This is a genomic window from Pararhodobacter sp., from assembly GCF_034676545.1.
Classification (GTDB): domain Bacteria; phylum Pseudomonadota; class Alphaproteobacteria; order Rhodobacterales; family Rhodobacteraceae; genus Pararhodobacter.
Genome location: NZ_JAUCBZ010000015.1, coordinates 2372113 through 2397678, shown reverse-complemented (window position 1 = coordinate 2397678; position 25566 = coordinate 2372113). Strand labels below are relative to the sequence as shown.

Annotated in this window: 26 protein-coding genes and 1 pseudogene; 20 read left to right on the top strand and 7 right to left on the bottom strand. The window is 63.7% G+C overall.

Annotation, left to right across the window (positions count from 1 at the left end; genetic code table 11):
- Positions 1-2 precede the first annotated feature (2 nt).
- The gene (locus VDQ28_RS15280) at positions 3-653 is read left to right on the top strand and encodes a lysoplasmalogenase (protein ID WP_323036747.1); all 651 of its coding nucleotides are present in this window, start codon (positions 3-5) and stop codon (positions 651-653) included.
- Here VDQ28_RS15280 and VDQ28_RS15275 read toward each other — a convergent pair.
- Positions 644-1396 carry a hypothetical protein gene (locus tag VDQ28_RS15275; protein ID WP_323036746.1) on the bottom strand — a complete coding sequence of 251 codons (753 nt, stop codon included), beginning with the start codon at positions 1394-1396 and terminating at the stop codon, positions 644-646. The two genes, VDQ28_RS15280 and VDQ28_RS15275, sit on opposite strands and share 10 nt — an antisense overlap.
- Positions 1397-1520: 124 nt before the next feature.
- Here VDQ28_RS15275 and VDQ28_RS15270 point away from each other — a divergent pair, with 124 nt between their 5' ends.
- Positions 1521-2354 carry an MBL fold metallo-hydrolase gene (locus VDQ28_RS15270; protein WP_323036745.1) on the top strand — a complete coding sequence of 278 codons (834 nt, stop codon included), beginning with the start codon at positions 1521-1523 and terminating at the stop codon, positions 2352-2354.
- A gap of 47 nt (positions 2355-2401) precedes the next feature.
- Here the strand turns inward: VDQ28_RS15270 and hemE are convergent, their stop codons facing one another.
- Together hemE and VDQ28_RS15260 are read right to left on the bottom strand one after the other, a co-directional pair.
- A complete protein-coding gene (hemE, locus tag VDQ28_RS15265; protein ID WP_323036744.1) occupies positions 2402-3457 on the bottom strand; it encodes a uroporphyrinogen decarboxylase in 1056 nt (351 codons plus the stop codon).
- Positions 3458-3551: 94 nt separating this feature from the next.
- Positions 3552-4616 (bottom strand): DUF4424 family protein, encoded by a 1065-nt coding sequence (locus tag VDQ28_RS15260; RefSeq protein ID WP_323036743.1) that lies wholly within the window; start codon positions 4614-4616, stop codon positions 3552-3554.
- Positions 4617-4817: 201 nt separating this feature from the next.
- Between VDQ28_RS15260 and dusA the strand changes: the two genes are divergently transcribed.
- The 6 genes from dusA (at position 4818) to lipA (ending at position 10373) form a co-directional block, all read left to right on the top strand.
- On the top strand, positions 4818-5822 hold the full coding sequence (gene dusA / locus VDQ28_RS15255; RefSeq protein ID WP_323036742.1) for a tRNA dihydrouridine(20/20a) synthase DusA: 1005 nt from the start codon (positions 4818-4820) through the stop codon (positions 5820-5822).
- Positions 5819-7198: a DUF2927 domain-containing protein gene (locus VDQ28_RS15250; protein ID WP_323036741.1), complete on the top strand. Its 1380-nt coding sequence runs from the start codon at positions 5819-5821 to the stop codon at positions 7196-7198. The genes dusA and VDQ28_RS15250 overlap by 4 nt, the downstream gene beginning before the upstream one ends.
- Before the next feature lie 22 nt (positions 7199-7220).
- The gene (locus VDQ28_RS15245; RefSeq protein ID WP_323036740.1) at positions 7221-7385 is read left to right on the top strand and encodes a hypothetical protein; all 165 of its coding nucleotides are present in this window, start codon (positions 7221-7223) and stop codon (positions 7383-7385) included.
- Positions 7385-8569 (top strand): vWA domain-containing protein, encoded by a 1185-nt coding sequence (locus VDQ28_RS15240; RefSeq protein ID WP_323036739.1) that lies wholly within the window; start codon positions 7385-7387, stop codon positions 8567-8569. Before VDQ28_RS15245 ends, VDQ28_RS15240 begins: the two co-directional genes overlap by 1 nt.
- Positions 8570-8693: 124 nt before the next feature.
- On the top strand, positions 8694-9230 hold the full coding sequence (locus VDQ28_RS15235) for a peroxiredoxin (protein WP_323036738.1): 537 nt from the start codon (positions 8694-8696) through the stop codon (positions 9228-9230).
- 189 nt (positions 9231-9419) lie between these two features.
- Complete coding sequence (gene lipA, locus VDQ28_RS15230; RefSeq protein ID WP_323036737.1) at positions 9420-10373, top strand: lipoyl synthase; 954 nt, start codon at positions 9420-9422, stop codon at positions 10371-10373.
- 48 nt (positions 10374-10421) lie between these two features.
- On the opposite strand, the gene VDQ28_RS15225 is transcribed toward lipA, so the two are convergent.
- On the bottom strand, positions 10422-10943 hold the full coding sequence (locus VDQ28_RS15225) for a MarR family winged helix-turn-helix transcriptional regulator (RefSeq protein WP_323036736.1): 522 nt from the start codon (positions 10941-10943) through the stop codon (positions 10422-10424).
- A gap of 271 nt (positions 10944-11214) precedes the next feature.
- Here VDQ28_RS15225 and VDQ28_RS15220 point away from each other — a divergent pair, with 271 nt between their 5' ends.
- Positions 11215-11682, top strand: coding sequence for a hypothetical protein (locus VDQ28_RS15220; RefSeq protein ID WP_323036735.1), 468 nt, complete (start codon positions 11215-11217; stop codon positions 11680-11682).
- Positions 11683-11882: 200 nt separating this feature from the next.
- A complete protein-coding gene (locus VDQ28_RS15215) occupies positions 11883-12833 on the top strand; it encodes a hypothetical protein (RefSeq protein WP_323036734.1) in 951 nt (316 codons plus the stop codon).
- A 75-nt stretch (positions 12834-12908) separates the two neighbouring features.
- Here the strand turns inward: VDQ28_RS15215 and VDQ28_RS15210 are convergent, their stop codons facing one another.
- Together VDQ28_RS15210 and VDQ28_RS15205 are read right to left on the bottom strand one after the other, a co-directional pair.
- Positions 12909-13193 carry a succinate dehydrogenase assembly factor 2 gene (locus VDQ28_RS15210; RefSeq protein ID WP_323036733.1) on the bottom strand — a complete coding sequence of 95 codons (285 nt, stop codon included), beginning with the start codon at positions 13191-13193 and terminating at the stop codon, positions 12909-12911.
- Positions 13186-13602 carry a helix-turn-helix transcriptional regulator gene (locus VDQ28_RS15205; protein ID WP_323036732.1) on the bottom strand — a complete coding sequence of 139 codons (417 nt, stop codon included), beginning with the start codon at positions 13600-13602 and terminating at the stop codon, positions 13186-13188. The genes VDQ28_RS15210 and VDQ28_RS15205 overlap by 8 nt, the downstream gene beginning before the upstream one ends.
- A 104-nt stretch (positions 13603-13706) precedes the next feature.
- Between VDQ28_RS15205 and VDQ28_RS15200 the strand changes: the two genes are divergently transcribed.
- Positions 13707-14909, top strand: a complete 1203-nt coding sequence (locus VDQ28_RS15200) for a pyridoxal phosphate-dependent aminotransferase (RefSeq protein ID WP_323036731.1) — start codon at positions 13707-13709, stop codon at positions 14907-14909.
- Positions 14910-14982: 73 nt separating this feature from the next.
- On the opposite strand, the gene VDQ28_RS15195 is transcribed toward VDQ28_RS15200, so the two are convergent.
- Positions 14983-15870: a LysR family transcriptional regulator gene (locus VDQ28_RS15195; protein ID WP_323036730.1), complete on the bottom strand. Its 888-nt coding sequence runs from the start codon at positions 15868-15870 to the stop codon at positions 14983-14985.
- 87 nt (positions 15871-15957) lie between these two features.
- Between VDQ28_RS15195 and VDQ28_RS15190 the strand changes: the two genes are divergently transcribed.
- From VDQ28_RS15190 to VDQ28_RS15150, 9 genes and pseudogenes are all read left to right on the top strand, one after another.
- Positions 15958-16596, top strand: a complete 639-nt coding sequence (locus VDQ28_RS15190) for a class I SAM-dependent methyltransferase (RefSeq protein WP_323036729.1) — start codon at positions 15958-15960, stop codon at positions 16594-16596.
- Between the two features lie 222 nt (positions 16597-16818).
- The gene (locus tag VDQ28_RS15185) at positions 16819-17733 is read left to right on the top strand and encodes a MoxR family ATPase (protein WP_323036728.1); all 915 of its coding nucleotides are present in this window, start codon (positions 16819-16821) and stop codon (positions 17731-17733) included.
- A 61-nt stretch (positions 17734-17794) separates the two neighbouring features.
- Positions 17795-19054, top strand: coding sequence for a VWA domain-containing protein (locus VDQ28_RS15180; RefSeq protein ID WP_323036727.1), 1260 nt, complete (start codon positions 17795-17797; stop codon positions 19052-19054).
- 232 nt (positions 19055-19286) lie between these two features.
- Positions 19287-19829, top strand: a complete 543-nt coding sequence (locus VDQ28_RS15175; RefSeq protein ID WP_323036726.1) for a YeeE/YedE thiosulfate transporter family protein — start codon at positions 19287-19289, stop codon at positions 19827-19829.
- 3 nt (positions 19830-19832) lie between these two features.
- A complete protein-coding gene (locus VDQ28_RS15170; protein WP_323036725.1) occupies positions 19833-20429 on the top strand; it encodes a YeeE/YedE thiosulfate transporter family protein in 597 nt (198 codons plus the stop codon).
- Between the two features lie 135 nt (positions 20430-20564).
- Complete coding sequence (locus tag VDQ28_RS15165) at positions 20565-21530, top strand: XdhC family protein (RefSeq protein WP_323038142.1); 966 nt, start codon at positions 20565-20567, stop codon at positions 21528-21530.
- A pseudogene (locus VDQ28_RS15160) lies at positions 21530-22530 on the top strand (molybdopterin-binding protein). Before VDQ28_RS15165 ends, VDQ28_RS15160 begins: the two are co-directional and overlap by 1 nt.
- Positions 22531-22606: 76 nt before the next feature.
- Complete coding sequence (locus tag VDQ28_RS15155; RefSeq protein WP_323036724.1) at positions 22607-23101, top strand: (2Fe-2S)-binding protein; 495 nt, start codon at positions 22607-22609, stop codon at positions 23099-23101.
- 79 nt (positions 23102-23180) lie between these two features.
- Entirely contained in the window at positions 23181-25562 is a 2382-nt protein-coding gene (locus tag VDQ28_RS15150; RefSeq protein WP_323036723.1) for a xanthine dehydrogenase family protein molybdopterin-binding subunit, read from the top strand.
- The last annotated feature ends 4 nt before the right edge of the window (positions 25563-25566 follow it).

The following is a 25566-nucleotide window of genomic DNA, read 5'->3' as shown; positions in this document are numbered from 1 at the left end:
GCGTGACCCTGTTGTTTCTTTCCGCCCTCGCAACGTTTTCAGCCCTCGTATTCTGGGTCAGACACGCAGGAATTGACGGCCAGGACCCAAAAGCCAGCGCGTTCAAGACCGCCAGCACCGCCGCGCTGGTGGTGTTGGGCGCGGTCACCGGCGCGCCGGGCCTGATTGTCGCGGGCCTCGCCTTGGGGTCGGTGGGCGACTATGCCCTGTCGCGCGACGGCAAGCCGTCATTCCTGATCGGTATGGCGGCCTTTGCCTTGGGGCATCTGGCCTATGCCGTTGCTTTTGCGCGCAATTCCACGGTGGATGTGTCAGTCTTGCCGCTGGCATTCTGGTTGACCCTGGCGCTGATGACCGCGCTGACCTTGCTGACGGCGCTGTGGATCGCACCCAAGGCCGGAGGGCTGGCCTGGCCGGTACGCGGTTATGCGCTGGTTATCGGGGCGATGGCTTTGGCGGCAACGCTCATGCCCGAAACCCCGGGTCGCGCGATCACGCAAATCGGCGTTGCGCTGTTCGTCGCCTCCGACCTGATCCTTGCGATCCGCCTGTTTGTGCTGCGCGATCGGGCGCTGCGCCTGTTCGCGGCGCGCGCGCTTTGGCCTTTGTACTGGCTCGGTCAGGCGCTGATCTTGTGGGGCTCTTACGCCTGACGCAATTCGCCGTCCAACGCGCCTTGCAGCGCGGCGCGCGGGGTCGTCACGGGATCGAGCGCGGCAAAGTGCTTCAGGCGCGCGTCCAGCATTTCGGCAAGGGGCTGCGCCGACAGGGCGGGCGTCATCGGCCAGTGGGCGACAATCGGGCAGCCCTCGAAACGCGGCAGGTCACGCCAGGCACGGCTGCCCACCGCGATCACCACATCCAGACGTGGTGCACCCGGGCCCATCAGGTCGGCAACCGGTTTTGACCAGAGCAAATCCGTGTCACACTCCAACGCCTGCAAATGCTGCATCAAGTCGGCATCCGGCGGCGCGGTTCCCGTCAGCCCGGCGGAAAACACTTCGTATTGCTCCCCGGCGCACGCGCGCAGCAAGGCCTCGGCACACAGCGTCGGCCCGGCATTGTTTGCGCCCAGAAACAGGATATTGCGCACCCGCGGCCCCGGCGCCCCGGTATCGGGAACCCCGCGCCCGCGGCACACATCACCAATCCACCCCGCGTTCAACGCCTCAAGCGCATCCAGAGCGATGGTATACAACAGTGACGTGCCGCGCCGTTGCTGTTGGATCACGCCCGACTCGGTCAGTTGCGCCAGATACCCCGACAGCGTGCTGGGTTTGATCGCGAGACTGGCGCCAATCTCGCCGGCGGGGCACCGGACACGGGTGAGCGCGGATGAGCAGGCGAACAACCTCAAGCCGCTGAGGATGCGCGAGGGCGGCGAAAACGGGGACAAGGTCTCTTTCCATATTTCGCGAATTACGGCAGAGCCGGGCAAACCGCAAGTGCGCAATCCGTTGCCAGCAGCCTCAGACATGCTAGCGTAGCCCCATGAAATCGCGTTACCCAAAGGAGCCACCATGACCCGCACCGCCACGCGCACGATCGGCACAGCGACCGTCACCGTCTTGACCGATGGTGCAACGGATTTCGGACCCGAGCTATTTCCCGGCACCACGCCGGACCATATTTCCGAGTTGTTGGCACAACAGAACGCCACGGCGGTCACCACCAATTTCAACGCGGTTCTGATTCGCAACGCGGGCCGCACGATCCTGTGTGATGCCGGACCGCGCGATCTTTTCGGTCCGACCTGCGGATTTCTGCCCGACGCACTGGCCGAGGCCAAGGTTGCGCCCGACGATATCGATACGCTGTTCGCGACCCACCTGCACCCCGACCATATCGCGGGCATGATCACCGCGCAGGGGCGCGCGGTGTTCCCGAACGCCGAACTGGTGGTGACCGAGGCCGAGGTGGCCTTTTGGGGCGATGAGGCCAGCACCCAGAAACTGCCCGCACCGCTGCCCGATTGGGCCGGTCTGGCGCGCGCGGTTCTGGCGGCGTACGGCGACCGGCTGCGCGTGGTCACGGGCGTGACCGAGATCGCGCCGGGCCTGACCACCCTGCCGCTGGCGGGGCACACGCCGGGGCATGGTGGCTGGCGGTTGGACAATGGTGCAAAGCAATTGATCCATGTCGGCGACATCATCCATGCACCCGTGCTGCAGGCCGCCGACCCCAATATCGCGATTGCGTTCGATCTGGACGCCGACACCGCGCGCAACACCCGCAAACGCATCCTTGACGAGGTTGCCACGGATGGCGCGCTGTTCACCGGCGGGCATTTCCTGCACCCGGCCTTTCACAAGGCCGTTCGCGATGGCACCGGCTATCGGCTTGTGCGGCCTTGATCGTCTAGCGCATCCGGGGGCATCACCGGGATGCCCCCGCACGGCCATCAGCCGCGCACTGCCTCGATCATGCGCAACACATTCTCGGGCTTCGCGTCTGGCGTGATGCCGTGGCCGAGGTTGAAGATATGCGGGCCATTGCCGAAGGTCTTGACGATGCGCTTGGTCTCGGTGACCAGTTCCGCGCCGCCCTCGACCATGTATTTGGGCGCAAGATTGCCCTGCACGCAGCCATCCACCTGCACATGTGCCGCCGCCCAATCCGCACTCACCGAATTGTCCAGCGCCACGCAATCCGCACCCGTCGCCTTGGCGAACCCGATGTAGCGGTCACCCGCCTCGCGCGGGAAGGCGATGATCGGGATGCCCGGGTGCCGCGCCTTGAGGGCGGCGATGATCGTCGCCGTGGGTTGCAGGGCGAAATCGTCGAAATCCGCGCCTTTGAGGCTGCCCGCCCAGCTGTCGAACAGTTTCACAACCTCGGCCCCGGCGCTGATCTGCGCCGAGAGATATTCGATGGTCGCGTCGGTCAGCGCGTCGATCAGCATCGAGAACCCTTCGCGATCCGCCTGCATGAAGGCGTGCGCGGGGCCTTGATCCTTGGTGCCGCGCCCGGCGGTCATGTAGGTGGCAACCGTCCAGGGCGCGCCGGCAAAGCCGATCAACGTCGTGTCGCGCGGCAACTCGCGGGTCAGGATGCGCAGGGTTTCGTAGATCGGCGACAGAACCTCATGCACATCTTGCGCGGGTTTGAGGGCCGCGACCTGCGCGCGGCTGGTCACCGTGCTCATGCGCGGGCCTTCGCCCTCGGCAAACCACAGCTTCGCGCCAAGCGCCTGACCGATCAGCAGAATATCCGCAAACAGAATTGCCGCATCGAACTGGAACCGGCGCAAAGGCTGAAGGGTCACTTCGGCGGCCAACTCCGGCGTGTAGCACAGCGACAGGAAATCGCCGGCCTGCGCACGGGTCGCCTTGTACTCGGGCAGGTAGCGCCCCGCCTGCCGCATCATCCAGATCGGCGGCACGGCCTGTTTTTCACCGGCCAAAGCCCGCAGGATCGTTTTGGTCGGGGCGTTCGGGGCTTGGGCGGTCTGGGTCACGGTGGTTCTCCTGTTTTCGCGTTGCCCGTCGATGGGACGGGCGCGCCCAGTTGTCAAGCCGAACGGAGGGCAGCACGCGCCGATGCCGCGTTGTTCAGTTGCCCGCCGCGTCAATGGCCTCGCCCACCGCACGCGCGAAATAGACGGATAGCTCTTGTGTCGGCACATAGTTCTGCGCGGAAAACTCGATCCAGCCGTGACTGACGCGCTGCTGACCCGGCAAGCACAGGAACACGAAATCCCATGGGCCCTCGGCCTCGACCACCAGGGTGAATTGCGCGATCGGCCCACGCCAGCCTGCACCGGTTGTCAGGATGTAATCGACCTCGCTGGACAAAAAGGTCGAATACCCCACCAGACCCGTCGCGCCCGCCAGTTGTGCGCGCATCGCCTCCTCGATCTGGGGTTCGGGGCAATATTGCGCGCGTTGGGCGGCGATCCGGTCGCGATGTTCGTCCCAGAAATCGACAAGCGTGTCGGGAATGACGGCGGGCTCTTGATCTGCCGGGAACCACGAGTCGAGCGAACTGGCCGCCACCGGCGCATAGCGGTGCGCGACGACAACATCGGTTTGCGCCGGAAACAGCTGCTCGCGCCAATAGGTCGACTGGATCTCCCAGCGCGGGCGGCCCTGCGCATTCAGGAATCCCTGGGCGGTCAGCGCCTCGATCTGTGCCGGAGTCCAGGATCGCCGCGCCAGGTCATAGATATCCCAATTGTGCACCGCGACCGCCTGCACACCGATCGCCTCGAACGCGTCGGTGCGATCCCTGCCGTCCAGCGTGATCCGGTGCTCTGGCGTCATCGTCACCGAGGCCCCATCGACCTGCGTTTGAAAGCCGACGTAATCCATGCGCCCGGAATGCGGCAGATCGTAGCCCTCGAACCAGCCGTCGCCACCCACCGCCGGCAAGGGAAACGCGACGATCAACGTGACATCGCGGTCTGTCTCATTGCGAAACACATAGCGCACATCAATCAGATGCGGCGTGATCCGCAAGTTCTCGCGGGCCATGCGCACGACATCCGTGCTGCGCAATTCCAGGCCGCCAACGCCGAACCCGGCAACCGAATCATTGGCCCGCGCGGCACTGATCGGCAAAGTCAAAACGCTCAGACACGCGGCGAAAATCAGCGAAAAACCCGGTGAAATGGTCATGGTGAACCCTCCGATTTGGTCGGCTCTGATCCGCCGCCAACCCTTGAATTTTGCGCCCTGCCACATGCGCGCGCCATGACACGGGTCAAGACCGCGGCTTGCACCGTGCTGGATCGTGATCTTTTTCGGGGCTTTATGGACGCGCGCGCAGCACTGGGCTATATCCGGAGTCACGGTCTTTCTCCGCGTCAGGTGCCCCGCATGTCACAGCCTTCTTCCTCGACTGTTGAGCCATGGCGCCTTTCGGTCGCGCCGATGATGGACTGGACCGATTCGACCTGCCGCCAATTTCACCGTCATCTGAGCCGTCACACGCTGCTGTACACCGAGATGGTGACCTCGGCCGCATTGGTCCGGGGCAACGCGCGCCACCTGCTGCGTTTTGATCCCGTGGAGCACCCCGTCGCGCTGCAATTGGGCGGGTCCGACCCTGTGGAACTGGGTCAGGCCGCGCGGATGGGCGCGGATGAGGGGTATGCCGAGGTCAATCTCAACGTCGGTTGCCCGTCGGATCGGGTGCAATCGGGCTGCTTTGGCGCGGTCTTGATGAAAACCCCGGATCTGGTGGGCGACTGCCTGTCGGCGATGCGCGCGGCCACCGGGGCCGATGCCGAGATCACCGTGAAATGTCGCCTGGGCGTCGATGATCAGGACCCGGAAACCGCCCTGCCCGCCTTGCTTGAGGCCGCGCGCGCCGCGGGTGTCACGCGGGTCATCATCCACGCGCGCAAAGCGTGGTTGCAGGGTCTCTCGCCCAAGGAGAACCGCGAGGTGCCGCCGCTCGATTATGATCTGGCGGCGCGCATGATCACGGCCTACCCGGACCTGACGATTTGCGTGAACGGCGGCGTCGCCACGTTGGATCAGGCCGAGGATTTGCTGGCGCGCGGCTTTGCGGGCGTGATGGTCGGCCGCGCCGCCTATCATGCGCCGGTCGATATTCTGGCCAGCGCGGATCGCCGGATTTTCGGCCAAACCACCGCTGATGCCGACCCGGTCGATGTGGCATTTGCCATGCGCCCGGTGATTGCCGCGCATCTGGCGCGCGGTGGCCGGTTGATCGGGGCGACGCGGCATATTCTGGGCCTGTTCGCGGGCAAACCCGGGGCGCGGGCCTGGCGGCGTGCCTTGTCGGAAATGCCCAATGGCACGATGGATGATTTTGACGGGCTGTTGAACGGTCTGGTAGAAAGGTACGCCGCATGAAAGCTGGATTTCTGGCCCTTGGCCTCGCCGTGCTCAGCGCCTGTGCCCCCGTCGGGCAGGCGCAACGGCTTGATGCAAGCGGCGTCGCCACGGCGCCGATTGCCGCCTTTCGTCCGGGAACGCCGCGGCCACTTCCCGCCAGCCGCCCGAATGCCGAAATGGTGCGCGACTTTCTGGAATTGGGCTTTGCCATGGAAAGCGGCCGCACCATAGAACGATTTTCGCGCTTTGACGGACCGGTTCGGGTGGTGACGCGCGGGCCGGCACCGGTGCAGGCGCTGGCCGACCTCGACCGGCTGATCGCGCGTTTGCGTAGCGAGGCCGGGATCGACATCGCGCGCGATGCGCAAAGCGCCGAGGGTGAAAACACCATCACCGTCGAATTCATGCAACGCCGCCAGATGCAGGCCGTGGTGCCCTCGGCCGCCTGTTTCGTCGTGCCCAACGTCAGCACATGGTCCGAATTTGTCGCCAATCGGCGCAGCCCGACCATCGACTGGACCCAAGTCGTCACCCGGACACGCGCCGCCGTGTTTGTACCGACCGACACCACGCCACAGGAAATCCGCGACTGCCTGCACGAAGAAATCGGCCAGGCGCTCGGCCCGTTGAACGACCTGTTCCGCCTGACCGACAGTGTCTTCAATGACGACAACTTCCAGACCACCTTGACCGGGTTCGACATGTTGTTGCTGCGGGTCTGGTATGCGCCCGAATTGCAGCCCGGCATGACCCGGGACCAGGTCACCGCCCGCCTGCCGACGCTTTTCAATCGCTTGAACCCCGCCGGCCGCCAACACGCCGGCCGCAATGCCGGCATCACGCCGCGTGCCTGGCAACAGGCCATCGAACAGGCACTGGCATCCAGCGGCGGCGTCGCCGAGCGTCGGGCCGGAGCGGCACGGGCCTTGTCGCTGGCGCGCGCGCAAAACTGGACCGACACCCGCCTCGCCCTCAGCCTCATGTTGAGCGCCCGCCTGGCCCCGCGCGACGACGGCGAAGCTGCCTTGTCGGCGCTGCTGACCTCGGCCGAAATCTACCGCAACACGCCGGGCGGCGAGGTCCATGCGGCGCATATCGACATGCATCTGGCGGTGCAGGCACTGGCCTCTGGGCAATCCGACATGGTGCTCGACCTCACCGCCCGCGCCATGCCCATCGCCGAACGCAGTGAAAACGCGGCCTTTCTGGCGTCGCTTGGCTTTATTCGCGCCGAGGCCCTCGGATTTCAGGGCCGCACCGCCGAGGCCGAGCGCCTGAGGCTCGACTCCCTTCCTGCTGCACGGTATGGCTTCGGCTCTGACGACGCCGCACGCGCGCGGCTTGACGAAATCGCCCGGATCGGCAGCGCCGCACAGCGTCTGGCGCAACTCTGATCCCGGCACTTTTGAGGCATTTATGGTCATTCTTGCAGGCATTCTGATCGGAGCCATCTTGGGCATTGTCTATGTCCGTCGCCGCAACGGCAACGGTTTTGACGTCGCCCAATATGCCGCCGTCTGGGGCATTATCGGTGCCATTCTGGGTGTCGTGGCGACCATCGGGATCGAGCGGCTGATCTGATGTTTCGGCCCTTTCTCGAACAACTGCGCCAACATTCCGTTCCGGTGACCCTGCGCGAATACCTCGGGTTTCTCGAAGCCCTCACGGCCGGACTGGCCCAGTTCGATGCCGAGGGGTTCTATTATCTGGCGCGCACCACAATGGTGAAGGACGAAAAGCACATCGACCGCTTCGACCGCGCCTTTGCCGCGGCGTTCAAGGGCCTCGATACGATCACCCCCGACGCGGTGATCCAATCCATCGACCTGCCCAAGGAATGGCTGGAAAAGCTGGCGGAAAAGCACATGACCGCCGAAGAACGCGCGGAAATCGAGGCATTGGGCGGGTTCGAGAAGCTCATGGAGACGCTCAAAAAGCGTCTGGAAGAGCAAAAAGGCCGCCATCAGGGCGGCAGCAAATGGGTCGGCACGGCGGGCACCAGCCCGTTCGGGGCCTATGGCTACAACCCCGAAGGCGTGCGCATCGGCCAGAAAGAGGGCCGCCATGGCCGCGCCGTGAAGGTCTGGGACAAGCGCGAGTTTCGCAATCTGGACGATTCCGTCGAACTGGGCACGCGCAACATCAAGGTCGCCCTGAAACGCCTGCGCAACTGGGCGCGCGACGGGGCCGAGCAGGAGCTGGACCTCGACGGCACGATCCGCGCCACCGCCGAGCAAGGTTGGCTGGACGTCAAGACCCGGCCCGAGCGGCGCAACGCGGTCAAGGTCCTGCTGTTCTTTGATATCGGCGGCTCGATGGACCCCTATGTCAAGGTCATGGAGGAGTTGTTCAGTGCTGCGCGCATTGAATTCAAACACCTCGAGCACTTCTATTTTCACAATTGCCTGTATGAATACGTCTGGCGCGACAATGCCCGGCGCTGGGATGCCCGCACCTCGACATGGGATATCCTTCGCACCTATGGCGCTGATTACAAATGCATTTTTGTGGGCGACGCCAATATGTCGCCCTATGAGATCGCCTATGTCGGCGGTGCCAACGAACACTGGAACGAGGAATCCGGTGCCACCTGGATGACCCGCGTGCGCGAGCATTGGCCAAACACGCTTTGGATCAACCCGACGCCCGAACACTACTGGCAACACTCGCATTCGATCCGGATGATGTCGGACTTGTTTGACAACCGCATGGTTCCGATGACACTGGACGGCTTGACCAAAGGGATGCGCCTGTTGGGTCGCTAGCGCCGTTCGATTGCCGCGCCGCACCGTGGCTTTGGCGGTTGCCAAGCGGCTTGGAATCATTCTAAAAAGCCAATTGACGTTGCGCAAAACGCTTCACACCTTACCCACGATACGGAGAAACACCATGCACACTGGCTTCAAACTTCCAGAAGTAACCTTCCACACGCGCGTTCGTGACGAAAGCATCGGCGGCTCCAACCCGTTCCGTTGGGAAGACAAGACCACCGCCGACTATTTCGCCGGCAAGCGCGTCGTTCTGTTTTCGCTGCCCGGCGCCTTCACGCCGACCTGCTCGACCTATCAATTGCCGGGGTTCGAAAAAGGGTATGACGAATTCGCCAAGCATGGGATCGACGCGATCTATTGCATGTCGGTCAACGACGCCTTTGTGATGAACAAATGGGCGCAAGACCAAAAGTTGAGCAACGTGCAGGTGATCCCGGATGGCTCGGGCGGCTTCACCCGCCGCCTCGGGATGCTGGTGCACAAGGACAACCTCGGCTTCGGAATGCGTTCGTGGCGCTATGCCGCGGTGGTCAAGGACGGCGTCATCGAAGCTTGGTTCGAAGAGCCCGGCCTGTGCGATAACCACGGTGAAGACCCGTATGGCGTCTCGTCACCCGAAACCGTGCTGAAATGGCTGGCTGAGAACAAAGGCTAACCGATTGCCGGATCACGGGAATTATCGGAATCGAACAACGATGGGCCGCGCTTTGGAAAAAGTGCGGCCCGTTGTATTTTCGGGCAGACCCATGCACAGGATGCAGGGCGGCAGGGCACGGCGATTCTTGCCAGATCACGGCGCTGCGGCTATTGTCCGCTGAAACTGCTCTCAAGGGGGAGAAACCCGATGCGCGACCTCAAGCTGCCCGATCAGCGTCACCCGGAAAAAGCGCACCGCCCCGATCAGCCGCAGCAGCCGAAAAAGCCCGGGTGGATTCGGGTGAAGGCCCCCGGCGGCGAGGCCTATAACGAGACGCGCCGCATCATGCGCGACAATCAACTGACCACGGTTTGCGAGGAGGCCGGCTGTCCGAACGTCGGCGAATGCTGGAGCCAGGGACACGCGACCATGATGATCATGGGCGAGATCTGTACCCGGGGCTGCACATTTTGCAACGTGGCGACGGGCAAGCCGCAGGCGCTCGATGCGTTTGAACCGGGCCGTGTGGCGCATGCCGTGGCGACGCTGGGCCTGAAACATGTGGTGATCACCTCGGTTGACCGCGACGACCTCGAGGACGGTGGGGCCGAGCATTTTGCCCAGACGATTCGCGCCGTGCGCCACCGCGCGCCGGACACCACCATCGAAATCCTGACACCTGATTTCTTGCGCTGCGACGACTCCGCGCTGGAAGCGGTGGTCGAAGCACGGCCCGATGTGTTCAACCACAACCTCGAAACCGTTCCGGGGCTTTACCCTTCGGTGCGACCCGGCGCACGTTACTTTCACTCCTTGCGCTTGTTGCAGCGCGTGAAATCCCTCGACCCCAGCATTTTCACCAAATCCGGCATCATGGTCGGACTTGGCGAAGACCGGCAATCGGTTTTGCAGGTCATGGATGACATGCGCTCGGCCGATGTGGATTTCCTGACGGTTGGCCAATACTTGCAGCCAACGCCGAAACATCATCATGTGGATCGCTTCGTGACGCCCGAAGAATTCGCGGCCTATGAAAAATCTGCCTTTGGCAAAGGGTTCCTGATGGTATCGGCAACCCCGTTGACGCGTTCTTCCTATCACGCAGGGGACGACTTTGCGCGACTGCGCCACGCGCGCGAGAAAAAGCTGGGCCGCGCCTGATCGGCAGCCGCAGCCGATCCGGACAAGGCTCGCCCCAGCCGAGCCGCGTCAATAGATGTACCGGATGTTGTCGGTCCAGTATCGCTCCATGCGCTTGAGGGCGGCATTGATGCGATCCAGTTCATCGCTGTCAATGACACCCTTGCCGATCAACCCCTCGGCATGACGGGCAAACAGGTCGGTCACCACGGCGCGGATGTCCTGCCCGCGTGGCGTCAAACGCACCCGCACCGAACGGCGATCAATCTCGCAGCGGGTGTGGTGCATATAGTCGTTTTCGACCAGTTTCTTGAGGTTGTAGGACACGTTCGAGCCCTGATAATAGCCGCGCGACTTGAGTTCGCCAGCGGTAACCTCGTTGTCGGCGATATTGAACAACAACAACGCCTGAACCGCGTTGATATCGAGCACCGACAACCGCTCGAATTCATCCTTGATGACATCCAGCAACAGTCTGTGCAGACGTTCAACCAAGGACAAGCTGTCGAGGTAACGCGGGAGCAATTCGATATTTGTGGCCCCGTCCCCGGCATGGGGCGGTGGACGATTGACAGGGGTATGAAAACTCATGAGGCCTCCGACCATCGGGTTTCAAGGGCCATACTGACCGCCAAATTGCAAATACAGGGTTAAGTGATGGAAGATTTTCCAGACATTTTTCGCAATAAGTCTCGAAAAGCCGGCTTTTCCATCAGGCCCTCGATGTGCCACAATTCGCGGCACGCCATCAGGGCGGCCCGGCGGGTCGTGAATATCACAACTATGTCAGCGACTTGATCACCATTTGACGCCAATCTTGCCGACCCTCATACCCGGCCTGAACATCCAAGGAGACCGTTCGATGAATTTTCTGACCAAAGCACTTTTTGCAGCCACCCTGGCCCTTGGCGCGCCCGGACTGGCCGCAGCACAAGCCTGCCCGAGCTACGAAAACCCCGGTGCCACGCTGGAATATTCGGCCGAAGACGTCTGGGTTCCGCAAAGCAGCACCGTCATCGCCGGCGGGGATCTGGTCCTGGCAGACTGCCCGTCTGTCCCGGGTGTCGGCCATATCATCTCCTCGCCCGACTTCTCGCTGATCTATGATGGTCTTGGCATGGGGCGCGCGCTGGAATTCCGCGTGACCGGCGATTGTGATACGGTCTTGCTGGTCAACACGGCCAATGCCGAGTGGCTGTTCAACGATGACGATGCGCAAATGCATCCGCGCCTGCGGGTCGAGGGCGCACCCGATGGTCGCTACGACATCTGGGTCGGAACCTTTGACGCCACCACATGCGCCGCCACGCTGACCATCGAAAGCTTCTGATCGTTCCAATCCGCGCGAAAACCACAGCGCCGAGCCCTGCGGGGCTCGGCGTTGCTGTTGTGCCTCGTGCGCTCGGGCGGGCGTGATTTGTTTCGAGGTCTTCACCAAGACATGAAAGGAACGGATCGTTTCAGGCCCTTGACGGACCTGCTTTTAACCGCCACGCTCCTCGCAAAACCCTGTTTTCAAAGGAGCATACAATGCACGCATTTCATTCGATCCGTCGCGGCCTTATTGTGGTCGCAACCGGCGCGGCTTTTGGCGCGTTGAGCGCCAGCGCCGCAATGGCGCAGCAATGCCCAGAGTGGCAGTTGGGGGGCGTGCCAATCGCCACCGATGCCGAACAGGCCTGGGCTCCGCAACAATATCCGGTCTTCGCGGGCGGTGCCTTGAACCTGCGCGAATGCACCACCGTCGAGGGCGTCGGCTTTATCACCGCCGCGCCGAATTTCTCGCTTTCCTACGATGATCGGGGCATGGGCCGCGATCTGGAACTGCGCGTAGACGGCACCTGCGATACCGCACTTCTGGTCAACAACGCGACCGGGCAGTGGTTCTTCAACGACGATACAAATCAAATGAACCCGGCAGTGCGCTTGCCCGCCGCCACCAGTGGACGCTATGACGTCTGGGTCGGCACCTACAGCCAGCAAGCCTGTTCGGCGACGTTGATTGCCGAAACCTTTCCACCCTCGGGATCGGGCGGACAGCAAACCGCCGCACAGTGTCCTGAGTGGTCGCTTGGTGGCGCAGAATGGCAAATCGTCAATGGCCAGCGTGAGGAGCGGCAGGTTCAGGCTGGTGGCCCGCTCAATATGTTCGAAAGCACCTGCGACGTTCCGGCCCATGGCTACCTGACCGCCGCGCCGAATTTCTCGCTGTATTTCGACAATCAGAACCAGCCAATCACGCTTGATATCAGTGTGACAGGTGCGTGTGACCAGACGCTGCTGATCAACAACTCCATGGCGGAGTGGATGTTCAATGACGACTCCAACAACCTGAATCCCGGCATTGTCATCGAGAACGCGCCTTCGGGTCGCTATGATGTCTGGGTTGGGTCTTTTGATGCGGGATGTGCATCGTCGATTTCGGTCAATGCCTATAGCCCTCAGGCACCTCAGGGTCAGCCAACGGCACCCAGCAAGTAAGCCAAACTTGCACAACGAAACAAAGGCCGGGTCCAACGACCCGGCCTTTTCAGTCGCAACCACCGCGTCTGGTTCTTAGGCCCGCAACCGGGTGGCGGCATGGGCGGCAATGGTGTCCAGCAAGCCAGCATAGCCAACCGGCCCTTTGGGCTGCGTCGTCCCCGCGCCGATCCGCGCCGTGACCCATTGATACAGGTCATGGTCGTTCTCGTTGAGCAGGGCCTCGAAACGGTCCAACTCGTGCTCGGACAGCGTGGTCAGCGCCTCATCTGCCCAAGGGCCAAGGATCAGGTCCATTTCCTTGATCCCGCGCCGCCACGATCGCATGCGCAATCGCTTCAGATCTGTCCGCTCACGCATCGTCCATCCCATCCTGCCTCTCAAGAGACCGCGTCATTTGGACGCGCAGAGATTTCTCCAATCGGCCCAGCCTTTCGCCCATTTTCAGCATATCGGCGCGCACCTGACGCAACTCTCCCAGCGTGGCCTTCAAATGCGAGTCGAGCTCCGTGTGCTGCGCGTCCGGCAGGGATATGTCACCGCCCTCGCCCGTCAGCAGCCAGCGCAGCGAGACATTCAGCAAGGCGGTCAACATCTGCAACTGATTGGCGCGCGGCTCAGAGACGTCATTCTCCCAGTCGCTGAAGGTTTTCGCCCTGACACCAATGCGTTGCGCGCATTCATTCGCCGACATACCTGCCGCCTCGCGCGCCGCCGCCAAGCGATCGCCCAGTGTCGCGTGTTCCTCGGAATACCAATTTTCGGCCATGAGATCTCCTTGCTCCGAGCGCGCAGACACGCGCGTTCGCTCTTGTATGGGGGCGCCCATCACCATATGAGATGGGTCCGGAAAACACAAACCGGAGTCCGCCCATGCCCTTCCTGTCTGACACCCTGTCGCGCATCAAACCTTCGGCAACCATTGCGGTGACCAACATGGCCGCAGAGATGAAGGCAGCGGGCAAAGACGTCATTGGCCTGGGGGCCGGTGAGCCGGACTTTGACACGCCACAACACATCAAGGACGCGGCAAAAGCGGCCATTGACGGCGGGAAAACGAAATACACGGCGGTTGACGGCATTCCGGAACTGAAAAAGGCGATCTGCGCCAAATTCGCGCGGGAAAACGGGCTGACCTATGCGCCCAATCAGGTCAGCGTCGGCACCGGCGGCAAGCAGATCCTGTATAATGCGCTGGTTTGCACGCTGAATCCCGGCGATGAGGTGATCATTCCCGCGCCCTATTGGGTGAGCTATCCGGACATGGTGTTGCTGGCCGGAGGCACGCCCGTGACCGTGCCCTGCGGGATCGAGTCGCACTTCAAACTGACGCCCGAAAAGCTGGACGCTGCGATCACGCCAAACACCAAATGGCTGATCTTCAACTCGCCCTCGAACCCGACGGGGGCCGGCTATACCCGCACCGAGCTGAAGGCGCTGACCGATGTGCTGATGAAACACCCGCATGTCTGGATCATGTCGGACGATATGTACGAGCATCTGGTGTTCGACGATTTTGAATTCGTCACCCCCGCCCAGGTCGAACCCGGTCTTTACGACCGCACCCTGACCTGCAACGGCGTCTCCAAAGCCTATGCGATGACCGGCTGGCGGATCGGCTATGCGGCGGGTCCGGTGGCGCTGATCAAGGCGATGGCGACGATCCAGTCGCAGAGCACCTCGAACCCCAACACCATCGCGCAATGGGCCGCGGTCGAGGCGCTGAACGGGCCACAGGATTTCCTGGTGGAATTCCGCGCCGCGTTCCAGCGACGCCGCAATCTGGTGGTCGAGATGCTCAATGCCGCCCCCGGCATCACCTGCCCGAAGCCCGAGGGTGCCTTCTATGTCTACCCCGACATTTCGGGCTGCCTCGGCAAGACCTCGGGCGGCGGCACGGCGATCACGGATGACGAGAGTTTCGCCAAGGCGCTGCTGGAGGAAACCGGCGTCGCCGTGGTGTTCGGCTCGGCCTTTGGCATCAGCCCGAATTTCCGCGTGAGCTACGCCACCTCCGACGCCGCCCTGACCGAGGCCTGCACCCGCATCCAGACCTTCTGCCGCAGTCTGACCTGATCCGCCTGACCTGATCCGCCTGACCTGATCCGCATTTGAAAACGCCCGCCACCCCCCCGGCGGGCGTTCCACCCTACCGCGCCAACGCCTCGGCGAGGAAATCGAACACCACGCGAATGCGCTTGCTGGTGCGCAACTCGCGATGCGTCGTCAGCCAGATCTGCACCGGAATCGCCGGAAACTCAGGCACGATGCGCTCGACGCCGGGCGTGCGTCGCGCAATATCGTCGATCATCGCGCCGACCCCCAGACCGCGCCGCACCATCTCCCAGCCGACCACCGTATTGTCGCTGTAATGGCGAAAATTGCGGGCCGTGACCGGCAGGCCCATGCGCGCGAACTCCATCGCCATACGCTCCGGGCTGGCCATGCCGATGAACGGCAGATCACGCAGAGCCTCGACCGTCAGCGGCCGCCCGTGACGCCGCAGGAACGCAGGCGCGGCATAGAGGTTGGCCTGCCCGTCGCGGATCAGCCTTGCCACCAGATCGGGCTCCTCGGGGCGCACATGGCGAATGGCGATATCCGCCTCGCGCCGCAACAGATCGCTGAGCGAATTGGTCGCCAGTATCTCGATCTCGATCTCGGGCGCGGTTTCGGACAGTTCAGCCATGATGTCGGGCAACAGATAGGCCGCCATCGCGTCACTGGCACTGATGCACACCTTGCCCGCAACCCCCTCGGCCCGGCCCGCCGCAACCAGCGCGATCCGGGTCGCCGCCTCGCCCATCGCGCGGACGTGATCCAACAGGTCGCGCCCCGATTGCGTCAGGCTCACCCCGCGTCCGGCGCGCTCGAACAGGGTCACCCCCAGCCGATCCTCCAACGCCGCGACCTGCCGCCCCAGGGTCGGCTGCGCCAGACCCAGGGCGCGCGCCGCCGCCGAGAGGCTGCCCTCCTCGGCGGTCGCCAGAAACGCCCGCACCTGATTCCAGTCAAAGGATATCGCCTGCCAATTCATGCGATTATGCATAGCACGAATACCAATTTATGCAATTTTCTTGAGGCCCCACAGCGTCTATGCTGCCCGCAACAAGGAGATATGCCGATGACCGCTATGACCGAGACCACCGCAGGCCAATTCTGGGACCGCGTCGCGCGCAAATACGCAACCCGTCCCATCGGCAACATGGCCGCCTATGAAAAGACGCTCGCCCATACCCGCGCCTATCTCAAACCCACCGACAAGGTGCTGGAAATCGGCTGCGGCACCGCATCCACCGCCCTGCTGCTGGCCCCCGATGTCGCACAGTATACCGCCAGCGATATCTCCGCCGAAATGGTCGCCATCGGGCGCGAAAAGACCGTTGCGGCAGGCGTCGACACGGTGATCAACGTGCAGGGCGCGCTGGGCGATCCCGCCCTTGGCCCCGGCCCTTTCGATGCGATCCTGGCGTTCAACATGCTGCACCTCGTCCCAGACCCCGGCGAGGTGGCGCGCAAAGCCCATGCCCTCTTGTCGCCCGGCGGCCTGTTCATCTCGAAATCGGCCTGCATCTCGGGCTGGCGCACGGTGTTGTGGCCCTTGGTTGCCATCATGCGCCTGTTTGGCAAAGCGCCATACTTCAAGCTGATGTCGGTCGCTTCGCTCGAGGGCCAGATCCGTGCCGCCGGGTTCGAGATCGTCGAATCCTTCGACCCCTCCGGCTCGCCCTTGGGCCGGTTCATCGCGGCGCGCAAACGTTAGAACTCGCCGGTTCCCGCCCACCGCCGCGAAGGCACCCCTTGTCGCCCGACGCCGCACCCGCCGCCAAATACACCCGACCCTTGGCCACAGACCCGGTCTCGGCGCTATCGGCTGTTCATGCCGGTTTTCGCAAGCCGTGCGCCCGCGCCCTCGACGTTCCCCGCTTGACCCCCGGGCGCGCGCGCCACACCATGGCCGAACCAGATCTCGGAGGCCCAAGGCGTGACCAAACTCCCCCTGACGACGATTGACGATGTGCAAACCCTGCTGGCCGGACAAAAATACGTCTGCGGCCGCGCCTTGGCCACGGTCACCTTTCTGGCGTTGAAACTCGGAAAACCCTTGTTCCTCGAGGGCGAGGCCGGCACCGGCAAGACCGAAATCGCCAAAGCGATTGCCACGGCACTGGGCCGCCGCCTGATCCGCTTGCAATGTTACGAAGGGCTCGACGCGGCCAGCGCGGTCTATGAATGGAATTTTGCCGCGCAAATGGTGGCGATCCGCGCCGCCGAGGCCACCGCCACTTCCGACCGCGACACTTTGCGCACCGAAGTGTTCGGCCCCGATTTCCTGATCGAGCGCCCCTTGTTGCAAGCCATGCGCCCCCAGCCCGGCGGCGCGCCGGTCCTGCTGATCGACGAAATCGACCGCACCGATGAACCTTTCGAAGCCTTCCTGCTCGAAGCTCTCAGTGATTTTCAGGTTACCATCCCCGAACTCGGCACCATTGCCGCCCCCGAACCCCCCATCGTCATCCTCACCTCGAACCGCACCCGCGAGGTGCATGACGCGCTCAAGCGCCGCTGCCTCTATCACTGGGTCGACTACCCCGACTTCACCCGCGAACTGGCCATCCTCAACGCCCGCGTCCCCGAGGCCGCCGCCACCCTCTCGCACGAGGTCGTGGCCTTCGTGCAACGCCTGCGCCACGAGGATCTGTTCAAGAAACCCGGTGTTGCGGAAACCATCGACTGGGCCAAATGCCTGCTGGCGCTCGACGTGCTCACCCTCTCGCCCGAGGTCATCGCCGACACGCTCGGCGCGATCCTCAAATACCAGGACGACATCGCCCGATTGCAGGGGTTGGAGGCCGGAAAACTCCTCGACGAGGCCCGCAAATCCCTGGCCCCCGCGTAAGCCCTGACATGCCCATCGATTTCATCTTGCCAAAAATACTCAAAAACCCCACGGGTGCCGCGTGAGCGCGCGCTATGCCGATCTGGCCCTGCCCGATGATCCGAAGCTCACGCAGAACCTGATCCATTTCGCCCGGGCGCTGCGCAAGGCCGGGCTGCCCATCGGACCGGGCCGGATCCTGACCGCCATCGAGGCCGTGGCCGCGGCCGGGTTCACCAAGCGCACCGATTTCTACTGGACGCTGCACGCCTGTTTCGTGAATCGCCCCGAAGAGCGGCAGATCTTCAACCAGACCTTTCGTCTGTTCTGGCGCGATCCGCGGTTCATGGATCACATGATGTCGCTGATGTTGCCGGCTGTTCACGGCACCCACGATGAGCAAGCCGCCGACCCCGGCGCCAAACGGGCCGCCGAGGCGCTGCTCGATGGGGTCGAGGCCCCCGCGCCCCCGACTGGCGACGACACCGCCCCCACCGAGATCGAGATCGACGCCTCGTTCACGGCCTCGGCCGATGAAACGCTGCGCCGGCTGGATTTCGAGCAGATGTCCAGCGATGAGGCAGCGCAGGCCAGACGCATGTTGGCCCGCCTCAGCTTGCCGGTGCCGCCGTTGATCACCCGGCGCGCGGCGGCGGCGGCGGCCGGGCGCCGGGTCGATCCGCGCCGCACGCTGCGCGAGGCGGCGCGGCATGGCGGCGAGATCACGGCAATCGCGCGCCGTCGGCCAACCACGCGCTGGCCTGCTTTGGTGGTGCTGTGCGATATCTCGGGCTCGATGTCCTCGTATTCGCGCATGGTGCTGCATTTCGTGCATGCGGTGGCCAACCGGCAGGGGCAAGGCTGGGCCAAGGTCCACGCCTTCACCTTTGGTACGCGGCTCACGAATATCACCCGTCATCTGCGCCACAAGGATGCCGATGCCGCCCTCAAGGCGGCGGGGGCCGAGGCGCAGGATTGGCAGGGCGGCACGCGGATCGGGGCGTGTCTGCACGACTTCAACCGTGATTGGTCGCGTCGGGTTCTCGGTCAGGGGGCGGTTGTGCTGCTCATCACCGACGGATTGGAGCGCGACGATCCGGTGCTGCTGGGCAAGGAAATGCAGCGCCTGCACCTGTCGTGCAAACGGCTGATCTGGCTCAATCCGCTGCTGCGCTGGGATGGATTTGCGCCGCGGGCGCGCGGGGTTCAGGCGATGCTGCCGCATGTGGATACGTTCCGGGCCAGCCATTCGATTGCCTCGCTGGAGGCGCTGGCGACGGCGCTGTCGGACCCGAAGGATCATGGGGAAAAGGCGCGGCTGATGGCGGCCCTTGCGTCCTGACGGGTGTGATGTCCCCCCGTGGGACATGATGCAAGTCGAGCAAAATCAACCCCTTGGCCTGCGCGATTAACCAATTGGAAAGCTTTGCCCACGCACTCTGCGCCGCTATGCCCCCCCCCTTACCTTCAACCCAGAAACCAAGAGCTTGCACGACTTGATCCAGATCAAGGTACGCGCCCGCACTCCAATTATATATATGATTGTTTGAATGTAAGTGAATCAGGAGATGATCATGGCGGTTGATTGGCGACTGGGCGGTGTTCTGCTTGGCTTTGTGTTTTTTCTGGCGTTGATGCTGGTCAAACCGATCGGCGTTTCGACGCAATTTGTCATTGTCGATGGGGTGATCGCCGACGCGCTCTCGAGCGAGGTTGTGTATCAGGACGCAAGTGGCGACTGGACCTCGGACAACCCGTATTTCGCGCGGTATGCCAGCAACATCGCCAACCCGCTGAACTATGGGTTCGTGTTTGTCATCGCGATGGCAATCGGCGCGGCCCTGTCCTCGCGCTTGCGCAATGGCGTTGCGGCGGCGGAAAAAACCATCCCGGCAATCTGGCGGGCCAATTTCGGCGAGGGTGCCTTGGGCCGGATGGCCGTGGCCTTTGTCGGCGGCTTCATCGTGCTGTTCGGCGCGCGCATGGCCGGAGGCTGCACCTCGGGGCATATGATGGCGGGCATGTCGCAAACCGCGGTTTCCGGCTTCCTGTTCTCGCTGGGTGTCTTTGCCACGGCAATTCCCACTGCCATGTTCCTGTATCGCAAGGAGGGTTGAGCGATGACCACGATTATTCTGGCGCTGATCATCGGTGCTGCCTTCGGCGCTGTTCTTGACCGGATCGGCGCGACCAACCCCAGCGTCCTGATCAACATGCTGGCCCTGCGCAGCCTGACGCTGATGAAGGCCATCCTGCTGGCAATCGGCACGGCGGCGATCCTGATCTTTGCGGGTCAGATGGTGGGGCTGGTGGATGTCGCGCATATGTCGGTGAAAACCGCCTATTGGGGCGTTCTGGTCGGCGGGATGCTGCTGGGCTTTGGCTGGGCAATCACCGGCTTTTGCCCCGGCACCGGCGTGTGCGCGGCGGCATCTGGTCGCCGGGACGCGATGGTCTACATCGTCGGCGGATTGCTGGGGGCCGCAGCCTATGCCCTGGCCTATGCCGGCATCAAGGACACCGGGTTGCTCGACGCGATCTGGGGCGGCAAGGTCACCCTGGGCGCGGTTCCGGGGTTGGACGGCCCGGCCTTGTTGCCCGGCATGCGCGGCGATGTGCTGGGCATCGTGATGGGGGCCTTGTTCGTGATCATTGCCTTTGCCCTGCCCGGTCGCCCCGGCACAGGACAGCGCGCCAAAGCGGTGCCCGCCGAGTAATCCCGGCCCTGTTCAAGGGTTTCTTGGGCCGCCATGTTTCCTGAGGGAATGTGGCGGCCCAAATTTTTGGAACTGCGGCAAAAACCATGCTGGCGTGCTTGCCGGTCTCGCGCCATACTCGGCCCATCGGAGGAGATCATGCAGCACGACACGATACCCGAGATTGCGCTGGATTGGCATCAGAGCGGCAAAGGCGCGGTTCTGGCGACGGTGGTGGAAACCTGGGGCTCTGCGCCGCGTCAGGCCGGGAGCCAACTGGTGATCTCGGGCGAGGGCGAGATGATGGGGTCGGTCTCGGGCGGGTGTGTCGAGGGCGCGGTGGTGGTCGAGGCGCAAGAGGCGCTGGCGGCGGGCGAACCACGGCTGCTGACCTATGGCGTCAGTGACGACAACGCGTTCTCGGTCGGGCTGGCCTGCGGCGGCACGATCCGCATTCTGGTGGAGCCTGTCGGCGCGGTGATGCCCGAGACCATGCTGGCGCAGATCGTCACCGCCCGCGCCGCCCGCACGCCCATCGCCTATGGCGTCAGCTTTGACGGATGGACCCGGCGTTTGATACCCCAGGACGCGATGCCCGCGCGGTTTCGGTCGGACAAGTCCGGCATGGAAAGCCCCGAGGAATTCGTGGCGCTGTTCAACCCGCCGCTGCGGATGCTGATCATCGGCGCGGTGCATATTGCGCAGGCTTTGGTGCCGATGGCGCGCTTGACAGGTTATGATCCGGTGGTGATCGACCCGCGCGAGGCCTTTGCCTCGGAGGCGCGGTTTCCGGGGGTCAGGCTGCTGCACGAGTGGCCCGACGAAGCGGTGCGCCTTGCCGGGCTGGACAGCCGCACCGCCGTGGTGACGCTGACCCATGACAGCAAACTGGACGACCCCGCGATCCTGAGCGCGCTGCGCTCGCCGGTGTTCTATGTCGGCTGTCTGGGCTCGACGCGCACCCATGCCAAGCGCGTGGAGCGGCTGCGCGCCGCCGGGCTGCCCGATGCGGTGATCGCGCGCCTTCACGCGCCGGTCGGGCTGGCCATCGGGGCGAAAACGCCGGCCGAGATCGCCGTCTCGATCCTGGCGCAGATCACCGACGTCTTGCGGCGCGGCTGATGGACTTCGGGCCGATCCCCCTGGGCGAGGCTTTGGGCACGGTGCTGGCGCATTCGGTGCGGGTGGCCGACGGGCGGTTGCGCAAGGGGCTGGTGCTGGAGGCGGCGCATCTGGCGGCGCTGGCGGCGGCGGGTCTGTCGGAGGTGACGGTGGCGCGGCTGGGGGCGCAGGACCTGGACGAAAACAGCGCGGCGTTGCGTCTGGCGCAGGCGCTGGTGCCCGATCCGGGGGCCGTCGGGCTGGCGGTGCAAGCGGTGGGCACGGGGCGGGTGAACATCATGGCGACCGCGCCGGGGTTGGCGCGCATCCATACGGCGCGGATCCATGCGGTGAATGCGGTTGACCCGGCGATCACCGTGGCGACGGTGCCGGAATGGCAAAGGCTGGAGGCCGGGGGGATGGTGGCGACCATCAAGATCATCCCCTATGCCGTTGACAAGGCGTCGGTTTTTGCGGCCAGGGGGCAGGACACGGGGCGCTGTCGCTGAGGCGGCCGGTGCGGCGCTCTGCGGTTCTGATCGAAACCACGGTGTCGGATGATTGCGCCGCGCCCGACAAGGGTTTTCGCGTGATGCGCGACCGGTTGGCGCGGCTGGAGGTGGCGCTGACCCGGGGCGCGGTCGTGGCGCACCGCGAAGCGGCGCTGGCGGCGGCGCTGAAAACCGCGACCGCAGAGCTGATCCTGATCCTGACCGCCTCGGCGACTTCGGATATCAACGATGTCGGGCCAGCGGCGTTGCGGGCGGCGGGCGGAGATGTCATACATTTCGGGATGCCGGTCGATCCGGGGAACCTGTTGTTCCTGGGCACGCTCTATGACCGTCCGGTGATCGGCCTGCCCGGCTGTGCCAAAAGCCCGGCGCTGAACGGGGCGGATTGGGTGTTGGAGCGGGTGATCTGCGGCCTCGCGCTGACCGGGGCGGATATTCAGCGCCTGGGGGTCGGCGGCTTGCTCAAAGAGATCCCCTCGCGGCCTCGACCTAGACAAGACACAACTTAAAGGACTACGCCTAGAGAAGGCATATACCCGCCACTCAACTCGTGCTTAACTTTGACGATCCTAAGGGAGGGGATTCATGACGAAGGTTACAATGACGGTGAACGGGCGCGCGCGCTCTGCCGAGGCCGAGGGTCGCACGCTCTTGTCCGCGTTCCTGCGCGAGGAACTGGGCCTGACCGGCACCCATATCGGCTGCGATACCAGCCAGTGCGGCGCCTGTGTGGTGCATGTCGACGGCAAGGCGGTGAAAAGCTGCACCATGCTGGCGCAAGAGGCCGAGGGCGCGCAGGTCACCACCATCGAGGGCATGGCCAACGAGGATGGCGCGCTGGGCACCATCCAGCAGGCGTTCCAGGATTATCACGGGTTGCAATGCGGCTTTTGCACGCCGGGCATGGTGATGTCGACCGCCGCGCTGCTGGCCGAAAACCCCAAACCCACCGAGGCCGAGGTGCGACACTATCTGGATGGCAATATCTGCCGCTGCACGGGCTATCACAACATCGTTCGTGCGGTGCTGGCGGCCTCGGGGCAGGATGTCTCGGGGCTGGGTGTCGTCGCGGCGGAATGACCGGCGCGACGCATCGAATTTTGGCGAGGCCGCGCGGCAGAACCCTCTGCCCGGCCCATGGATCTTGAGGGAGGAAAACATGCCCAAAGACGGTGGCATCGGCGCCAATACCAAGCGGCGCGAGGATATCCGGTTTCTGACAGGGGCCGGAGTTTATACCGACGATCTGAAACTGCACGGCCAGAGCTTTGCGGTGTTCGCCCGCTCCAGCGTGGCGCATGGGCGGATCGTGTCGATTGATACGGCCACCGCTGCGGCAATGCCCGGCGTTCTGGCGGTGTTCACCGGCGAGGATTTCAAGGATGTCGGCGGCAATCCGGCGGGCTGGCTGATCAACAGCCGCGACGGCACGCCAATGCGCGAACCCAAGCGCCCGGTGCTGGCGCATGGCAAGGTGCGCCATGTCGGTGACGCCTATGCGGCGGTGATCGCGGAAACCTATGAGCAGGCCAAGGACGCCGCCGAGCAACTGGCCGGCGACACCGAGATCGAGGAACTGCCCGCCATCGTTGACATGAAGGCGGCGGTGGCAAACCCCGACAACCGGGTGCACGACGAGATCCCCGACAACCTGTGCTTTGACTGGGGCTGGGTCGAGGACAATCGCGACGCGGTGGATGCGGCGATCAAGGCCGCGCCGCATGTCACGACGCTGGAGTTGATCAACAACCGGCTGGTGCCCAACGCGATGGAACCGCGCGCCTCGATCGGCGAATATTTCCCCGGCACCGGCGATTACAAGCTGACCACCACCAGCCAGAACCCGCATTTGCATCGGCTGCTGATCTCGGCCTTTGTGCTGGGTATTCCCGAGAACAAGCTGACCGTGGTGGCCCCGGATGTGGGGGGCGGATTTGGCTCGAAAATCTACCACTACGGCGAGGAAGCGCTGGTGCTGGCGGCGGCGAAAAAGCTCAAGCGCCCGGTGCGATGGACGGCGGAGCGGTCGGAAAGCTTCCTGACCGACGCGCATGGCCGCGATCACGTCACCAAGATCGAACTGGCCAGCGATGACGCGGGCAATTTCATCGCCTTCCGCACGGAAACCCTGGCCAATGTCGGTGCCTATCTGTCGAATTTCTCGACCGCGACGCCGACGTTCCTGCATGGCACACTGATGGCCGGGCCGTACAAGGTGCCGAATGTCTATGTGAACCTGAAAACCGTGTTCACCAACACCACGCCGGTCGATGCTTACCGCGGCGCGGGTCGTCCCGAGGCGACTTATTCGCTGGAGCGGGTGATTGACAAGATGTGCCGTGAGCGCGGCCTGGACCCGGTCGAGGTGCGGCGCAAGAACTTCATCACGCCCGATATGTACCCCTACACGACGCCGGTTGGGCTTGTGTATGACACCGGCGATTATGCCGCGACGCTGGATAAGGCGCTGGAGATGGCCGATATGTCAGGCTTTGAGGCGCGCGTCGCCGAGAGCGCCAAACGCGGCAAGCTGCGCGGCATGGGGCTGTCAACCTGGATCGAGGCCTGCGGAATTGCGCCGTCGAACCTGGTCGGGGTGCTGGGGTCGCGCGTGGGGCTGTATGATGCGGCCACGGTGCGGGTGAACGCCACCGGCAATATCGTCGTGATGACCGGGGCGCATAGCCACGGTCAGGGCCATGAAACCGTGTTCCCGCAGATCGTCGCGGAAAAACTGGGGATTGACGCGGCAAGCGTCGAGATCGTGCATGGCGACACGTCGAAAATCCCGTTTGGCATGGGGTCTTATGGCTCGCGGTCGCTGGCGGTTGCGGGCTCTGCGATGAGCAACGCGGTGGACAAGATCATCGCCAAGGGCAAGAAGATCGCCGCGCATATGCTGGAGGCGTCCGAGGAGGATATCACCTTCGAGGATGGCAGTTTCGCGGTGGCGGGCACGGATAAATCGCTGACATTCGGTGAGGTGGCGTTCTCGGCCTATGTGCCGCACAACTATCCGCTGGAAACGCTGGAACCGGGGTTGGAGGAGACCTCGTTCTACGATCCGGCGAACTTCACCTATCCGGCCGGGGCCTATATTTGCGAGGTCGAGGTGGACGCCGACACCGGCAAGGTAGAGGTCGTGGCCTTCCATTGTGCGGATGACTTCGGCAATGTGATGAACCCGATGATTGTCGAGGGACAGGTGCATGGCGGGGTTGGCCAGGGCATCGGTCAGGCGCTGCTGGAGCAGACGACCTATGACGCGAACGGGCAGCTTTTGTCGGGCTCCTACATGGATTACGCCATGCCCCGCGCCGGGGATGTGCCGTTCTACACCGTGGATTACAGTTGCAACACGCCCTGCACGCACAATCCGCTGGGTGTGAAAGGGTGCGGCGAGGCTGGCGCGATCGGCAGCCCGCCGGCGGTGATCAACGCGGTGGTGGATGCGTTGCAACGGGGCGGTTTTGCCCATGTGACTCATATTGATATGCCGGTGACGCCGTCGCGCGTCTGGTCGGCGATGCAAACGCAATAAGGGG